This window comes from Streptomyces sp. NEAU-174, from assembly GCF_052665095.1.
On the sequence record NZ_JBQTCE010000007.1, the window covers coordinates 1 to 17,049 of the forward strand.

Annotated in this window: 5 protein-coding genes; all 5 read left to right on the top strand. The window is 72.6% G+C overall.

Going from position 1 to position 17,049, the window contains the following annotated elements:
* Nucleotides 1–625 (top strand): acyltransferase domain-containing protein (locus ACT2CW_RS20730; protein WP_445517750.1); only part of this gene is annotated, 625 nt, incomplete at its 5' end.
* Nucleotides 585–2,876: an SDR family NAD(P)-dependent oxidoreductase gene (locus tag ACT2CW_RS20735; protein WP_445517751.1), complete on the top strand. Its 2,292-nt coding sequence runs from the start codon at nucleotides 585–587 to the stop codon at nucleotides 2,874–2,876. The genes ACT2CW_RS20730 and ACT2CW_RS20735, both read left to right, overlap by 41 nt.
* A gap of 26 nt (nucleotides 2,877–2,902) precedes the next feature.
* Complete coding sequence (locus ACT2CW_RS20740) at nucleotides 2,903–14,563, top strand: SDR family NAD(P)-dependent oxidoreductase (RefSeq protein ID WP_445517752.1); 11,661 nt, start codon at nucleotides 2,903–2,905, stop codon at nucleotides 14,561–14,563.
* A gap of 8 nt (nucleotides 14,564–14,571) precedes the next feature.
* Complete coding sequence (locus ACT2CW_RS20745) at nucleotides 14,572–15,345, top strand: arylamine N-acetyltransferase family protein (protein ID WP_445517753.1); 774 nt, start codon at nucleotides 14,572–14,574, stop codon at nucleotides 15,343–15,345.
* Nucleotides 15,342–16,988 carry a bifunctional 3-(3-hydroxy-phenyl)propionate/3-hydroxycinnamic acid hydroxylase MhpA gene (mhpA, locus tag ACT2CW_RS20750; protein ID WP_445517754.1) on the top strand — a complete coding sequence of 549 codons (1,647 nt, stop codon included), beginning with the start codon at nucleotides 15,342–15,344 and terminating at the stop codon, nucleotides 16,986–16,988. The genes ACT2CW_RS20745 and mhpA overlap by 4 nt, the downstream gene beginning before the upstream one ends.
* Nucleotides 16,989–17,049: the final 61 nt, after the last annotated feature.

Here is a 17,049-nt window from a genome sequence, read left to right on the forward strand (position 1 = left end):
CGGCGGCATGATGTCCGTCCTCACCTCCCAAGAATGGATCGAGGAAGCGCTGGCCCCCTGGGACGGACGCCTGTGGATCGCCGCCGTCAACGGCCCCGCCTCCGTCTCCGTATCCGGAGACCCCGACGCACTCGCCGAATTCGGCAAAACCCTCTCCAAAGCCAAGATCTACCGCTGGCAACTCCCCGGCGTCGACTTCGCCGGACACTCCGGACACGTCACCACCATCAAGGAAGAGCTGCACCAGGTACTCGACGGCGTCACCGCCACACCCGGCCACACAGCCTGGATGTCCACCGTCACCGCCGACTGGGCCGACCCCACCCACATCACCACCGACTACTGGTACCGCAACCTCCACGACACCGTCCGCTTCCACCAAGCCACCCAAAACCTCCTCAACCACGGCTACCGCACCTTCATCCGAGGTCAGCACCCACCCCGTCCTCACCACCGCCATCCAAGACACCACCGAAACCCACCCCGAACTACAAGCCACCATCACCGGCACCCTCCGACGCGACGACGACAGCCCCCACCGCTTCCTCACCCACCTCGCCGAACTCACCACCACCGGAACACCGGTGGACTGGCCCACCCTCTTCGCCGGCTCCGGAGCCCGTAAAGTCCCCCTGCCCACCTACCCCTTCCAGCACCAGCACTACTGGCTGGAGCCCGCCAGGACACCGACGCGGGCCGAGACCGCCGACAGCTCCCTGTGGGCGGCCATCGAGGACGGAGACGCGCAGTCCCTGGCGCGGGACCTCGAGGTGGACGCGGCGGCGCTGGGCACGGTGCTGCCCGCGCTGGCCTCGTGGCGCCGGCGCAGCCGGGAGGACTCCCTCGCCGACGCATGGCGGTACCGGGTCGGCTGGAACGGGGTGGCCGCCGCCGAACCGCGCCTGGCGGGCCGGTGGCTGGTGCTGGTCCCGGCCGTACGGGCCGGTTCGGCACGGGTCCGCGCGGTGCTGGACGGACTGGCCGCGCGGGGCGCCGAGGTGGTGGCCGTCGAGGTCGCCGAGACCAGCCGGGAGGCGCTGGGCGACCAGGTCAAGTCGGCGGACGGCTGCGCCGGGGTGGTGTCCCTGCTCTCGTGGGACGACCGCGCCGACACCGAGTACGGCACGGTGTCCGTGGGCACCGCCGCGACGCTGGCTGCGGCGCAGGCGTTGCGGGACCACGGCGTCACCGCACCACTGTGGTGTGTCACCAGTGGCGGGGTCGCGGTGGCCGGTGAGGCGGCCGACCCGGTGCAGTCGGCGGTGTGGGGATTCGGCGCCGTGCTCGGGCTCGACCACCCGGACACCTTCGGCGGCCTGATCGACCTGCCCACCCAAGGAGACGACGAGGAGGTGCCGGACGGGCTGTTCGCGGCGCTGTGCTCCCCAGAAGGCGAGGATCAACTCGCGGTGCGCGCCGACGGGCTCTTCGCGCGCCGGATGCTGCGGGACCGGGACGGCTCGGGCAGCGTCTGGAAGCCACGCGGCACCGTACTGGTCACGGGCGGCACCGGCGGGCTCGGTTCACACGTGGCGCGCTGGCTCGCCGCGAACGGGGCGGACCATGTGGTGCTGCTCAGCAGGCAGGGCGGTGACGCGCCGGGTGCGGCCGAACTGGTGGCGGACCTGGCAGATGTGCGGGTCACGGTCGCCGCGTGTGATGTGACCGACCGGGACGCCGTGGCCGCCGTGCTGGCGGAGGCGGAGCGGACACATCCGCTGACCGCGGTGGTGCACACCGCCGGTGCCGGGCTGCCCCCGGCCCCGGTCACCGAGGTGACCGCCGAGGAGTTCGCCGCTGTGACGGGGGCGAAGGTGCGTGGCGCGCTGGTCCTGGACGAGCTCGTCGGCGACCGGGAGCTGGACGCCTTCGTGCTGTTCTCCTCCGGTGCCGGTGTCTGGGGCAGTGGCGGTCAGGCCCCGTACGGAGCGGGCAACGCCTTCCTCGACGGGCTGGCGCAGCGCCGCCGCGCCCGGGGTCTCGCGGCCACGTCGGTGGCGTGGGGCGGCTGGGGCGGTGGCGTCGGCATGATCGACGCCGATGGCGGCGACCAGTGGCGTCGTATCGGGATCCTGCCGATGGACCCGGCGCCCGCGCTGCGTGCGATGGCGCGTGCCGTGGGCGGTGGCCCGCCGAATGTGATCGTCGCCGACATCGACTGGGCACGGTTCGTGCCGGGATACACGATGGCCCGGGAGCGGCCGCTGCTGCGGCAGTTGCCCGAGGTGGCCGAGATCCTGGCGGCGGACGCGCCGGGCGGCGGCGCGTCGCGGCGCGAGGTGCTCCTGAACAGCCTGGCCGAGCTGACCGGCCCGGAGCGGGAGGCGTTCCTGACCGACCTGGTACGGCGCGAGGCGGCGGCCGTACTCGGGCATGCCGACGGTGACGCGGTGGAGCCGGAGCGCGCGTTCAAGGACACCGGGTTCGACTCGCTGACCGCGGTGGAGCTGCGCAACCGGATCAACGCGGCCACCGGTCTCCAGCTCTCCCCCACGGTGGTGTTCGACTATCCGAAACCCACCACGCTGGCGAGGAAGCTCCGTACGGAGCTGCTGCCCACCGCGGACGAGACCGCCACCGAGACCGCCAACGGGACCGTGGACGGGCTCGCGAACGGCGCGGCCACCGACGCCGACGGCCGTGAGCGGGAGCTCCGTCGGGTGCTTGCCTCGGTGCCGTTGCGCCGCTTCCAGGAGCTCGGGGTGCTGGACGCGCTGGTGCGCCTCGCGGACTCCACGGCCGGTGGGCCGGGCGGGCTGAGTGGTCTGAGCGAGCCGAGCACCGCCGCCGAGGCGGAGAACACCGCGATCGCGGACCTGGACGCCGACGAACTGGTGAGCCGGGCGATGCGCGGCACGACCTTCGGAAACGACTGACGCCGCGGTTGCGGAGAGGAGTACACATGGCTGCGTCCCGGGAAGACCTGGTCAAGGCGCTGCGTACCTCGCTGATGGACGTCGAACGGCTGCGGCGGGAGAACGACCGGCTGATCGCCGAGTCCACCGAACCCGTGGCGATCGTGGCGATGGCGTGCCGGCTGCCGGGCGGGGTGACCGACCCGGAGTCGCTGTGGGAGCTGGTGGCCGAGGGGCGGGACGCGATCGGCCCGTTCCCCCAGGACCGCGGCTGGGACCTGGACACACTCTTCGACCCCGATCCGGACGCCGTGGGCAAGTCCTACGTGCGCGAGGCGGGATTCCTGGAGGGTGCGGGCGGCTTCGATGCCGCGTTCTTCGGCATCTCCCCGCGCGAGGCCCTGTCGCTGGACCCGCAGCAGCGGCTGCTGCTGGAGACCGCGTGGGAGACCTTCGAGCGGGCGGGGATGGATCCGCGGTCGGTGGAGGGCCGGGACATCGCGGTGTTCGCCGGGGGCAGCGGCCAGGGGTACGGCGGCGGTCCGGGTGAGGCGCCCAAGGGCCTGGAGGGCTATCTCGGGGTCGGCGCCTCCGGCAGCGTCATCTCCGGACGCGTGTCGTACACGCTCGGGCTGACCGGGCCCGCCGTGACCGTGGACACCGCCTGCTCCTCCTCGCTCGTGGCCACCCATCTCGCCGTACAGGCGCTGCGGTCCGGCGAATGCTCCATGGCGCTGGCCGGTGGTGTCGCCGTCATGGGCCAGCCCACCGCGTTCGTGGAGTTCTCCCGCCAGCGTGGCCTGGCGCCCGACGGGCGCTGCAAGTCGTTCGGCGAGAGCGCGGACGGCACCACCTGGTCCGAGGGTGTCGGGCTCGTGTTGCTGGAGCGGCTGTCCGACGCGCGCCGCAACGGCCACGACGTCCTGGCCGTCATCCGGGGCACGGCGGTCAACCAGGACGGCGCGAGCAACGGCCTCACCGCGCCCAACGGCCCGTCCCAGGAACGGGTGATCCGCCAGGCGCTGTCCAACGCCGGGCTGACGGCGGCCGATGTGGACGCGGTCGAGGCCCACGGCACCGGCACCGCCCTCGGCGACCCGATCGAGGCCCAGGCGCTGCTGGCCACGTACGGCCGGAACCGCCCGGAGGACCAGCCGCTGTGGCTGGGGTCGTTGAAGTCCAACATCGGACATGCGCAGGCCGCCGCCGGGATCGCCAGTGTCATCAAGACCGTCATGGCGTTACGGCACGGCCGGCTGCCGAAGACCCTCCACGCCGAAGAGCCCACCTCCAAGGTGAACTGGGCCACGGGTGCGGTGTCCCTGCTCACCGAGGGGCGGGCGTGGCCGGAGACGGGACACGCACGCCGCGCCGGAATCTCGTCCTTCGGCGTCAGCGGAACGAACGCCCATGTCATCCTCGAGCAGGCCCCGGCGGACACCACCGCCCCACAGCCGGAGGAGCCCGCCGAGCCCGGTCCGGTCGCCACCGGCCACGTCGTGCCGTGGGTGCTCTCGGGCCATACGGAGGCGGCGCTGCGGGCCCAGGCCGCCCGGCTGCTGACCCAGGTACGGAAGTCGGACGCCGACAGCGTGCGGGACGTGGGCTGGTCGCTGGCCACCACCCGGACCCTCCACGACCACCGCGCGGTCGTGCTGTGCGCCGATGCCGAGGAGGCCGTCGCGGGGCTGGAGGCGGTGGCCTCGGGCGCGTCCGCCAGGTCGGCGGTCACCGGGTCCGTGGCCTCCGGCAAGGTCGCGGTGCTGTTCACCGGCCAGGGCAGCCAGCGCGCCGGAATGGGCCGGGAACTCCACGGCCACTACCCGGTGTTCGCGCGGGCCTTCGATGACGTATGCGCCCAGTTCGGCGACCTGCGCACTGGAGACGGGGACGGGGGCGGGGGCGACGAGGTGTCGCTCGCCGAGGTGGTGTTCGCCGAGGAGGGGTCGGCGAGGGCGGCGCTGCTGGACCGGACCGAGTTCACCCAGCCCGCGCTGTTCGCGCTGGAGGTGGCGCTGTTCCGGCTCGTGGAGTCGTGGGGGGTGCGCCCCGCGTATGTGCTGGGCCACTCGATCGGCGAGGTGGTCGCGGCTCATGTGGCCGGGGTCCTGTCCCTGCCGGACGCCTGCGCACTGGTGCGGGCGCGCGGGCGGCTGATGCAGCGACTCGACGCGACCGGGGCGATGGTCGCGGTGGAGGCGGCCGAGGACGAGGTCGTCCCCCTGCTCACGGGGAAGGAGCACCTGGCCTCCATCGCCGCGGTCAACGGCCCGACGTCCGTGGTCGTCTCCGGTGACGAGGACGTGGTCACGGCGGTGGCGGAGACGCTGGCGCGGCAGGGCCGCAAGACCAAGCGGCTCGTGGTCTCGCACGCGTTCCACTCGCCTCACATGGACGGGATGCTGGACGCGTTCCGCGAGGTGGTGTCGCGGCTGACCTACGCACCGCCCCGGGTGCCCGTGGTGTCGAATCTGACGGGTGGGATCGCGGATCCCGAGGAGCTGTGCACCCCGGAGTACTGGGTGCGGCATGTGCGGGGCGCGGTGCGGTTCCTCGACGGTGTCCGCGCGCTCGCCGACGCGGGCGTACGCACCCATCTGGAGCTGGGCCCGGACGGGGTGCTGACCGCGATGGGCCAGGACTGTCTGCCGGATGCCGATGCGGATGGGAAGGCGGCCGCGGTCGCGGACGGGGCGTTCGTCCCGTCCCTGCGTCCGGGCGTCCAGGAGGCCCAGGCGGTGCTGGCCGGGCTCGCCGGTCTGTACGTACGCGGTGTGCCGGTGGACTTGGACGCGCTGTTCGCCGGGTCCGGCGCCCGGCGCGTCGCCCTTCCGACGTACGCCTTCCAGCATGAGCACTACTGGCTGGAGCGGGCCGCCGGGTCCGGCGATGTGGGCGCGGTGGGCCTCGGGGAGGCGGGCCACCCGCTGCTGGGCGCCGTGGTGCAGCTGCCGGAGACGGGCGGTGTGCAGCTCAGCGGGCGGCTGTCGGTACGGGCCCAGCCGTGGCTGGGCGAACACGTCATCTCCGGTGCGGTGTTGGTGCCCGGCACGGCGATGGTGGAGCTGGCGGTGCGTGCCGGGGACGAGACCGGCACCCCGGTGCTGGAGGAGCTGGTGATCGGGCAGCCGATGACGCTGACCGCCGACACCGCCCTGAGTGTGCAGGTCGTCGTGGGCGCGGACGAGGGCGGGCGGCGCACGGTGCGGATCTACTCCCGCGCCGACGGCGGCACGGACTGGACCGAACACGCCACCGGCACGCTCACCGCGCAGGTCCCGGCACCGCGGGACGGGGCGGTCGGCGAGTGGCCACCCGCCGAAGCCGAGCCGATCCCGGTGGAAGACTTCTACCGCTCGCTCGTCGGCGCCGGTTACGCGTACGGACCGGCGTTCCGCGGGCTCGTCGCCGCGTGGCGCCGGGACGGTGAGATCTTCGGCGACGTGGCGCTGCCGGAGGCGTACACCACGGAGGCCGAACGGTTCGGCATCCACCCGGCGTTGCTGGACGCCGCGTTGCACGCGGGCAGCTTCTGCCTGCCCTCCGACCCGGAGCGACAGGTGACCCTGCTGCCGTTCGCCTGGAACAACGTGCGTCTGCACGCGGGCGGCGCGACCGCGGTCCGGGTGCATGTCCGGCCGGTGGGCGACGACGCGTTCGCGGTGCGGCTGACCGATGGCTCGGGCCAGACGGTGGCCTCCGTGGACTCGCTCACGCTGCGGGCCGTGGACCCGGCCCAGCTGGAGAGCGGCAAAGCCGATGACGCGCTGTGGACGGTCCGCTGGAGCGAACACGCCTTGCCGGAGGGCGCGGTCTCCTGGGCGCCGCTCGGCGAAGCGGGGGGCACCGAGGGCACCCTTCCCGACGTCCTCGTGGCCGACACGCGCACGTGGGCCGACGGCCTCACCGAGCCGCTGCCCGCGCGCACCCGGGAGCTCACCGGCCGCCTGCTGGCGGAGCTCCAGCGGTGGGTCGGCGACGACGCGATGGCCGGGACGCGGCTGGCCGTGGTCACCCGCGGCGCGGTCGCCGTGCACGGGGACGCCGAGGTCACCGACCCGGCCGCCACCGCGATCTGGGGCCTGGTCCGCTCGGCCCAGGCCGAACACCCGGGGCGGCTGGCCCTGGTGGACGCCGATGCCACGTACGAGGAGCTCCCCGAGCTGCCCGCCGGTGTGTGGGCCGGGTCCGGGGACGAGCCCCAGCTGGCGGTGCGCGGTGGCGCGGTGTGGGTGCCACGCCTGGCCCGGGTCGAGCCCGGCCTGCGGGTGCCCGAACAGCCGTCGTGGCATCTGGACTCGCCCGAGTACGGCACGCTGGACAACCTCGCGCTGCTGCCCGACGAGGCCGGAACCGCGCCGCTGGAGTCCGGTCAGGTGCGGATCGAGGTCCGTGCCGCCGGGCTCAACTTCCGCGATGTGCTGGTGACTCTCGGCATGTATCCGGGCCGGTCGGTGATCGGCACCGAGGGCGCCGGTGTGGTGACCGAGGTCGGCCCGGGCGTCGGGGACCTGGCCGTGGGCGACCGGGTGATGGGCCTGTTCTCCGGCTCGTTCGGCCCGCTCGCCACCGCTGACGCGCGTACGGTGATCCGGATGCCGGAGGGCTGGTCGTTCGGCACGGCGGCCGGGGTGCCGGTGGCCTATCTGACGGCGCTGTACGCGTTGCAGGACCTCGGGAGGGTCCAGCCCGGCGAGACGGTGCTGGTGCACGCCGCCGCAGGCGGGGTGGGCATGGCCGCCGTCCAGCTCGCACAGCACTTCGGCGCCACCGTCCTGGGCACCGCCCACCCCTCCAAACACCACGCCCTGCACCGGCTCGGCATTCCCGCCGAACGGCTCGCCTCCAGCCGCGACCTCGCCTACGCCGACACCTTCCCCACCGCCGACGTCGTGCTCAACTCCCTCACGGGCGAGCACATCGACGCCTCCCTCGGGCTCCTCGGCCACGGTGGCCGGTTCCTGGAGATGGGGAAGACCGATCTGCGGGAGCCCGGCGAGGTCGGGGCGCGGCATCCAGGGGTGGTCTACCGGGCGTTCGACCTCGGTGGCGAGGCCCCTGCCGAGCGGGTGCGGGAGTTGCTGGGCCAGCTGGTGGAACTGTTCGAGGCGGGCCGGATCGAGCCGCTGCCCGTACGGCACTGGGACATCACCCGCGCTCCCGAGGCGTTCCGCTGGATGAGCCAGGGCCGCCACACCGGCAAGCTCGTGCTCACCCTTCCCCGTGCCCTGGATCCGGAGGGCACGGTCCTGGTGACCGGCGGCACCGGCGCCCTCGGCGCCACCGTCGCCCGCCACCTCGCCGGCCGGCGGGGCGTACGCCATCTGCTGCTGCTCAGCCGCCGGGGACCGGATGCCCCCGGTGCCACGGACCTCACCACCGAGCTCACCGAACTCGGCGCCACCGTCCGGATCGCCGCCTGCGACATCGCCGACCGAGACCAGCTCGCGGCCACCCTCGCCGACATCCCGACCGACCATCCCCTCACCGCCGTGGTCCACACCGCAGGAACCCTGGACGACGGCATCCTTACGGCCCTCACCCCCGACCGCCTCGACACCGTCTTCCGCCCCAAGGTCGACGCGGTCACCCATCTGCACGGCCTCACCCACGACAGCCACGACCTGGCGGCGTTCGTGGTGTACTCGTCCGCCGCCGGGGTCCTCGGCGGGCCCGGGCAGGGCAACTACTCCGCCGCCAACGCCTATCTGGACGGTCTCGCACAGTGGCGGCGTGCGCGCGGGCTCCCCGCCACCTCGCTGGCGTGGGGCATGTGGGCGGAGACCAGTGGCATGACGGCCGGGCTGGGCTCCGGCGATCTGCACCGGATGCGGCGCGGGGGCATCGTCGGACTGTCCACCACGGAGGCCCTGGGCCTGTTCGACCGGTCGGTGGAGTCCGGCCTTTCGGTGCTGGTGCCGATGAGGTTCGACCTCGGCGCCCTCGCCGCCCTCGGCACGGAGGCCACGGAGCCCCCGCCACTGCTGCGGGGTCTGGTCCGGCCGACGCGGCGTACGGCCCGGCCGGTGCCCAAGGCCGGTGAGGGTGGTCTCGTCGAGCGGCTGGCCGGACTGTCGGAGGCCCAACAAGAGCGTGTGCTCGTCGAGTTGATCCGCGAAGAGGCCGCTTCGGTGCTCGGGTTTCCCACGATCGACCCCATCGGGCCGGAACAGGCGTTCCGTGACATGGGATTCGACTCGCTGACCGCGGTGGAGCTGCGCAACCGCCTCAACACCGCCACCGGCTTGCGGCTGCCGGCGACGCTGGTCTTCGACCACCCGAGCCCCCTGGCCACCGCCGAGTTTCTGCGTGACCAACTGGGCGGGCGTACGGCCGAGGCCACGCCCCGGCCGGTGCGGCGTGACCGGACCGCTCCGGACCAGGCCGAGGATCCGGTCGTCGTGGTCGGCATGGGCTGCCGCCTGCCCGGGGACGTCCGCACCCCCGAGGATCTGTGGCGGCTGGTCGCCGCCGGAGACGATGCCATCGGGCCGTTCCCGCGGGACCGGGGCTGGGACCTGGCCGAGCTGTTCGACTCCGACCCGGACGCCGTGGGCAAGTCCTACGTACGCGAGGGCGGTTTCCTCACCGACGCGGGCGGGTTCGACGCCACCTTCTTCGGCATCTCCCCGCGCGAGGCGCTGTCGATGGACCCGCAGCAGCGCGTACTGCTGGAGACCGCCTGGGAGACCCTGGAACGCTCCGGGATCGTGCCGACGTCGCTGCGCGGACAGGAGGTCGGTGTCTTCGTCGGGGCCAGCGGTCAGGGGTACGGCGTCGGACCGGGCGCGGCCCCGGAGGGCTTGGAGGGCTACCTCGGGGTGGGCGGCGCGACGAGCGTGGCGTCGGGCCGGGTGTCGTATACCTTCGGGCTGACCGGTCCGGCGGTGACCGTGGACACGGCCTGCTCCTCCTCGCTGGTGGCCCTCCACCTCGCCGTACAGGCCCTGCGCTCCGGCGAATGCACGATGGCACTCGCCGGTGGTGTCGCCGTCATGGGCCAGCCCGGCGCGTTCGTCGAGTTCTCACGCCAGCGCGGCCTCGCGTCGGACGGCCGCTGCAAGTCCTTCGGCGAGGGCGCGGACGGCACCAACTGGTCCGAGGGCGTCGGCCTTGTGCTGCTGGAACGGCTCTCGGAGGCCCGCCGCAACGGGCACGAGGTGCTGGCCGTCGTCCGTGGCACGGCGGTCAACCAGGACGGGGCCAGCAATGGCCTCACCGCGCCGAACGGGCCGTCGCAGCAGCGGGTGATCCGGCAGGCGCTGGCGAACGCCGGACTGTCCCCCTCGGACATCGACGCCGTCGAAGCGCACGGCACCGGAACCGCCCTCGGCGACCCCATCGAGGCACAGGCGGTCCTGGCCACCTACGGGCAGGAGCGCCGGGGGGACGAGCCGGTATGGCTCGGATCACTCAAGTCCAACATCGGCCATGCCCAGGCCGCCGCGGGCGTGGCCAGCGTCATCAAGATGGTGCTGGCGATACGGCACGGCACACTTCCGCGCTCCCTGCACATCAACGAACCGACCACGCAGGTGGATTGGGCGTCGGGCGCGGTGTCCCTGCTCACCGAGGGGCGGGCGTGGCCGGAGACGGGACGTCCGCGACGCGCGGGGATCTCGTCGTTCGGCGTCAGTGGCACCAACGCCCACCTCATCCTGGAGCAGGCTCCTCAGCCCGAACCCGAAGCCGCGTCGGAGGTGGACGAGGGCACGGACACCCCGGGGCTGGTGGCCACCGGCGGAGTCGCCCCCTGGGTCCTGTCCGCCAAGACCCCGGCAGCGCTACGGGCTCAGGCGCAACGCCTGCTGGACCACCTGGAATCCGGCGTGGACGCACGCCCGGTGGACGTCGGCTGGTCCCTGGCCACCACCCGCGCTCTCCACGACCACCGTGCCGTCATCATCGCCGACACCGAAACCGACGCCGATAGCGACGAGGCCACGGCCGCTCTCACCGCCCTCGCCACCGGGCAACCGCACCCCCGCCTCACCACCGGCCACGCCACCACCCACGGCAAGACGGTCTTCGTCTTCCCTGGTCAGGGTGCTCAATGGGTGGGGATGGGGGCCCAACTCCTCCAGACCTCACCCGTGTTCGCCGAACGCCTCCACGAATGCGCTGCGGCCCTGGCCCCGTACACCGACTGGTCGCTGATCGACGTCATCACCGACGCCCCCGATGCCCCATCGCTCGAACGCGTTGATGTCGTCCAGCCCGCCACCTTCGCCGTCGTCGTCTCCCTCGCCGCCCTCTGGCAGTCCGTAGGCATCCGCCCCGACGCTGTCATCGGCCACTCCCAGGGTGAAATCGCCGCCGCCTGCGTCGCCGGACACCTCACCCTGACCACCGCCGCCAAAATCGTGGCCCTGCGCAGCCAGACCATCGCCCACCACCTCGCCGGACACGGCGGCATGATGTCCCTCGCCGCCCCCGCCCACACCATCAACCTCAGCGACTGGCACGGCAAACTCTGGATCGCCGCCCACAACGGCCCCAACGCCACCGTCATCGCAGGCGACACCGACGCCCTCCACCAACTCCACACCCACTACACCGACCAAGGCATAAGGGCCCGCATCATCCCCGTCGACTACGCCTCCCACACCGGACACGTCGACACCATCAAGAACGAACTCCACCAGACCCTGGCCGACATCACCGCCTCCCCCGGCACCATCCCCTGGCTCTCCACCGTCACCGGCCAGTGGATCGAACCCCACACCCTCGAAAGCGACTACTGGTACCGCAACCTCCGCCAAACCGTCCAATTCGAACGCACCATCCGCACCCTCGCCGACAACGGCTACCGCACCTACATCGAAGTCAGCCCCCACCCCGTCCTCACCACCGCCATCCAAGAAACCCTCGAAACCACCAACACCCCCAACACCACCATCGTCACCGGCACCCTCCGCCGCGACGACGACACCCCCACCCGCTTCCTCACCCACCTCGCCGAACTGTCCACCAGGGGAACACCAATGGACTGGCCCACCGCGTACACCGGATCACAACCCTCCCAAATTCCGCTCCCCACCTACCCCTTCGAACACGAGACGTTCTGGCTGGACCGCGGTGGTCCGGGCGACGTCCGTGCCGTGGGGCTGGAGGACACCGGCCATCCGCTGGTCGGGGCCGTGGTGAGCGTGCCCGACACCGGAGGTGTGCTGCTCACCGGACGTCTCTCCCTGCACAGCCACCCCTGGCTGGCCGACCACGCCGTGTCCGGCACCGTCCTGCTCCCCGGTACGGCGATGGTCGAGCTGGCGGTGCGCGCCGGGGACGAGGCGGACACGCCTACCCTGGAGGAGCTGGTCATCAGCCGGCCGATGACGGTACCGGACGAGGGCACGCTGCATGTCCAGGTGCTCGTCGGTGCCGAGGAACGCGGGCGCCGCAAGGTGGGGGTCTACTCGCGCCCGGAGGGCATACGGCAGTGGACCGAACACGCCACCGGCACCCTGACCGCAGGAGCCACGGCCCCGCCGCCCGAGGCCGCTCAGCCGTGGCCGCCCGAGGGCTCGGAGCCCGTCGCCATCGAGGGGTTCTACGAGCACCTGGCCGAGGTCGGATACGCGTACGGCCCGGCGTTCCGCGGGCTGCGGGCGGTGTGGAAGCGGGGCGACGAGGTGTTCGCTGAGGTGTCCGTGCCGGAGGAGCAGACCGGGGTCGCCGGGCGGTTCGGCATCCATCCGGCGTTGCTGGACGCCACCCTGCACGCCGGGAACTTCTGCTTCCAGTCCGATGGTGAGCGGCCCACGATGCTGCCGTTCGCCTGGACCGATGTGCGGCTCCACGCCGTGGGCGCCACCGCGGTGCGAGTGCGGGCGACGGTGTCCGACGGGGACGGGCTGTGCGTACGGATCACCGATCCGCAGGGCGTTCCGGTGGCCACGATCGGCTCCCTCCAGCTCCGGGAGACCACACCCGACCAGTTGCGCGCGCTGTCCGCCGCGTCGGGCGGCAATGCGCTGTGGGCGGTCGGCTGGTCCGAATGCGGGCTCGACGCCACGGAAGCGCGGTGGGCCACGCTCGGGGAGAGCCGACTCCCGGACTCCCCGCCGGGCTATGCCGATGTCTCCGAGGCCGTGGCGGCCATGGAGATCGCGGAAGGCGGGGAGCGGCCCGCCGTGCTCGTCGCCGACGTGTCCGCCTGGGTCCCGGAGAAGACCGGGCCCATCGACCGTACGCACGCGCTCTGCGCCCGGGTCCTGGAGCTGCTGCGGCAGTGGGTGGACCGGCCCGAACTGGCGGACACCCGCCTGGTCGTCCTCACCCACGGCGCCATGGCCGTCCACGACACCGCCGAGGTCACCGACCCGGCCGCGGCCGCCGTCTGGGGTCTGGTCCGCTCGGCCCAGTCCGAGCACCCGGGGCGTATCCAGCTCATCGACACCGACGACCACTCCCACCGAGCCCTGCCCACCGCGCTCGCCACCACCGAGGCCCAGCTCGCCCTCCGCGACGCCACCGCCTACACCCCCCATCTGACGCCCGCGCCGCCCACCACACCCGAGCCCCTCGCCCTCGACCCCGAGGGCACCGTCCTCATCACCGGCGGCACCGGCACCCTCGGCGCCCTCACCGCCCGCCACCTCATCACCCACCACAACGCCCGCCACCTCCTCCTGGCCAGCCGCCAAGGCCCCAACACCCCAGGCGCGACCGAACTCACCACCGAACTCACCGAACTCGGCGCACACGTCCGCATCACCGCCTGCGACACCGCCGACCGCGACCAACTCACCACCCTCCTCAACGACATCCCCACCGACCACCCCCTCACCGCCATCATCCACACCGCAGGAACCCTCGACGACGCCCTGCTCACCGACCTCACCCCCGACCGCCTCGACACCGTCCTCCGCCCCAAGGTCGACGCCCTCACCCACCTCCACGACCTCACCCAGGACCACCACGACCTGACCGCCTTCGTCGTCTACTCCTCCGCCACCGGCACCCTCGGCACCCCCGGCCAAGCCAACTACGCCGCCGCCAACACCTACGCCGACGCCCTCGCCCAGCAGCGCCACGCCGCCGGGCTCCCCGCCACCTCACTCGCCTGGGGCCTGTGGGAAACCACCAGCGCCCTCACCGCGGGCATGACCACCACCCAGCAGCAACGCACCCGCGACAGCGGTGTCATCCCCCTGACCGACGCCGACGGCATGCGCCTCCTCGACACCGCGCTCGCCGCCCCTCACCCCCACCTCGTCCCCCTCAAACTCGACCTCGCCGCCCTCCAGAACAACACCGGCCCGCACACCCTGCCGCCCCTGCTGCGCACCCTCGTACGCGGCCGGCACCGCCCCACCGCCCACACCTCGGCCCAGCCCGAGGACGACGCCCCGCCCCTCGCCGAGCAGCTGGCCGCCCTCGACCCGACTCAGCGGCACCAGCGCCTCACCGAACTCGTCCGCGCCGAAGCCGCGGCCGTCCTCGGACACGCCACGCCGGACGCGGTGGGGCCGGACGACGCCCTCTTCGAGATCGGGTTCGACTCGCTGACCGCGGTGGAACTGCGCAACCGCCTCAACACGGCCACCGGCCTCCAGCTCGCGGCGGCGATGCTGTTCGACTACCCCACCCCGTCGATGGCCGCCGAGCACCTTCAGGACCAGCTCGCGCTGGGCGCGGCCACCACGGACACGGACCTGGCGGCCCGGGAAGCGGCCGAAGACGACGACCAGAGCACGGAGAGGTGACACACAGCATGTTCGACGTGGCGAAGTATCTGCGGCGCATCGGGGTGGAGGGCACCCCCCCACCCACCCTCGACACCCTCCGTCATCTGCACAAACGGCATCTCATGGCGGTCCCGTACGACAACTCCACGGCCCCCGACCGGCTCCCGGCCTCGCGGCACCTCACAAACGTCCCGCTGGACCTGGTGTTCGAGCATGTGGTGACCGAGGGCCATGGCGGAGTGTGCTACGAGCTCAACCGGCTGTTCCATACGCTGCTGACCGAACTCGGCTACGACGTGCGCATGGTGGCGGCCGCGGTGCGGCAGGCGAACGGGACCTTCGGCCCGGAGCGGGAGCACACCTTCGACCTGGTCCACCTCGATGGCCGGATCCACCTCGTGGACGTCGGCTTCCCCGGGCCGTCGTATTCGGAGCCGCTGTACCTGTCCGAGGAGGAGCAGCACCAGTACGGCTGCTCGTACCGCGTGACCGAGCACGACGGCTACCAGGTGGTGGAACGGCGGCCCAAGGAGAGCGACTGGCAGCCGGTGTACCGGTTCCGGCCGGAGCTGGCCGATCCGTCCGGCTGGGACGCGGTGCGGCTGGACAGCCTGGACGACTACGCACAGGACTCGGTGCTCGCGGGAACCACCTTCCGCAGCCGGGCCACGGACAACGGGAAGATCGTGCTCATCGGCAGGCGCTACTTCACCGTCGAGGACGGGGTGGAGCGCACCAAGGTGCTGGTGAAGGCGGACGAATTCCAGGACGTTGTCGATCTGATCCTGGCGGGCGCATGAGCGGGAGGGAGACGGCGGTGGACACCGCGCGGGAAACGGACGGCCTCGCGGCCGAGGTGCTGATCGTCGGCTATGGACCGGTGGGCCAGCTGCTGTCGGTGCTGCTGGCCCAGCGCGGCCGGCGGGTGACGGTGGTGGAGCGCTGGCCGGAGCCGTACCGGCACCCCCGGGCGGTCGGGTTCGACAGTGAGGCCGCGCGCATTCTGGCCTCGGCCGGGATCGGCGACTCGCTCGACAAGTTCACCGAACCCGCACGGGACCACGCCTGGCAGAACACCAAGGGCGAGACGCTGATCGACCACGAGGTGGCCGACCGGGGCCACTGCACCTGGCCGGAGGCGCTGTCCGCCTATCAACCCGCCCTGGAGTCCGCGCTGATCGAGCACGGGGCGACGCTGCCACCGCTGCGGATCCTGCGCGGATACGAGGCGGTGGGACTCGCGGACGACGGCGACCGTGTGACGTTGACCGTGGTCGGCCCGGACGGGGAGAAGACGGACCTCACCGCGTTGTGGGTGGTCGGCTGCGACGGCGCGAACAGCCTGGTGCGGACGGGTGTCGGCACCACCATGACGGATCTCGACTTCTCGTACGACTGGCTGATCTGCGATGTGCGGTTGCACGAACACCGCGAGTTCCGGCCGAACAACCTGGAGATCTGCGACCCGGCACGCCCCCGGACGGCGGTGTCCGCGGGCCCCGGCCACCGGCGGTACGAGTTCATGCGGGTGCCCGCGGACGACCCCGACCACTTCGGCACCGTGGAGAGCGCCTGGGAGCTGCTGCGGCTGTTCGATGTGACGCCCGACAACGGCGTCCTGGACCGGCACGCGGTCTACACCTTCCAGGCCCGCTGGGCCGAGCGCTGGCGGTCCGGGCGGATGCTGCTGGCCGGGGACTCGGCACACCTCATGCCGCCGTTCGCGGGGCAGGGCATGTGCTCGGGATTCCGTGACGCGGCCAACCTGGCCTGGAAACTGGACCTGGTCCTCGGCGGACACGCGGCACCCACCCTGCTGGACACCTACACCACCGAGCGGCGGGCACATGTGCGGCACGCGGTGGAGATGTCGGTGGGCCTGGGCCGGGTGGTGTGCATGGCGGACCCGGCCGCGGCGGCGGACCGTGACGCGGCGATGCTGGCCGCACGCAAACGCAACATCGGCCCGAGCGCCGCCCGCCGCTCCGTGGTGAAACCGCTCGTGGACGGGTTGCTGCGCAAGGACGGCCAGGGCCGCCCGGCGCGTTACGCCGGCCAGGCGGGCCCCCAGTGGCGAGTCGGCCGCGCGGGGACCACCGGCCTGTTCGACGACGTGGTGGGCACCGGTTTCGTCCTCCTCTACGCCGAGGACGTGGTCCCGGCGCTGGACGCACGACGCCTGAAGTTCCTCGACGGCATCGGCACCCGACTGGTCCGCATGGTCCCCGCGAACACACCCACGGCCGACCTGGCCCCACGGGACACGCTGGACGTGGAGGACCGATACCTGCCCTACCTGTCGGAGATGGACGCGCTGGCGGTGCTGGTACGCCCGGACTTCTACCTGTTCGGCATCGCGAGGGACGAGAACGAACTCCACTCCCTGGTGGACGACCTGGCCACCCAGCTGAACCCGCCCCCCGCCTCGTCCGCCTCGTCGTAGGGCGCTTCCCCGCCCGGACATGACTGGTCCCTTCCCCCGAGCCGCTTGGGGGAAGGGACCA

Coding starts and splice junctions, on each gene's coding strand:
- mhpA (WP_445517754.1), top strand. CDS start 15,342: ATGAGCGGGAGGGAGACGGCGGTGGACACCGCGCGGGAAACGGACGGC.
- ACT2CW_RS20740 (WP_445517752.1), top strand. CDS start 2,903: ATGGCTGCGTCCCGGGAAGACCTGGTCAAGGCGCTGCGTACCTCGCTG.
- ACT2CW_RS20745 (WP_445517753.1), top strand. CDS start 14,572: ATGTTCGACGTGGCGAAGTATCTGCGGCGCATCGGGGTGGAGGGCACC.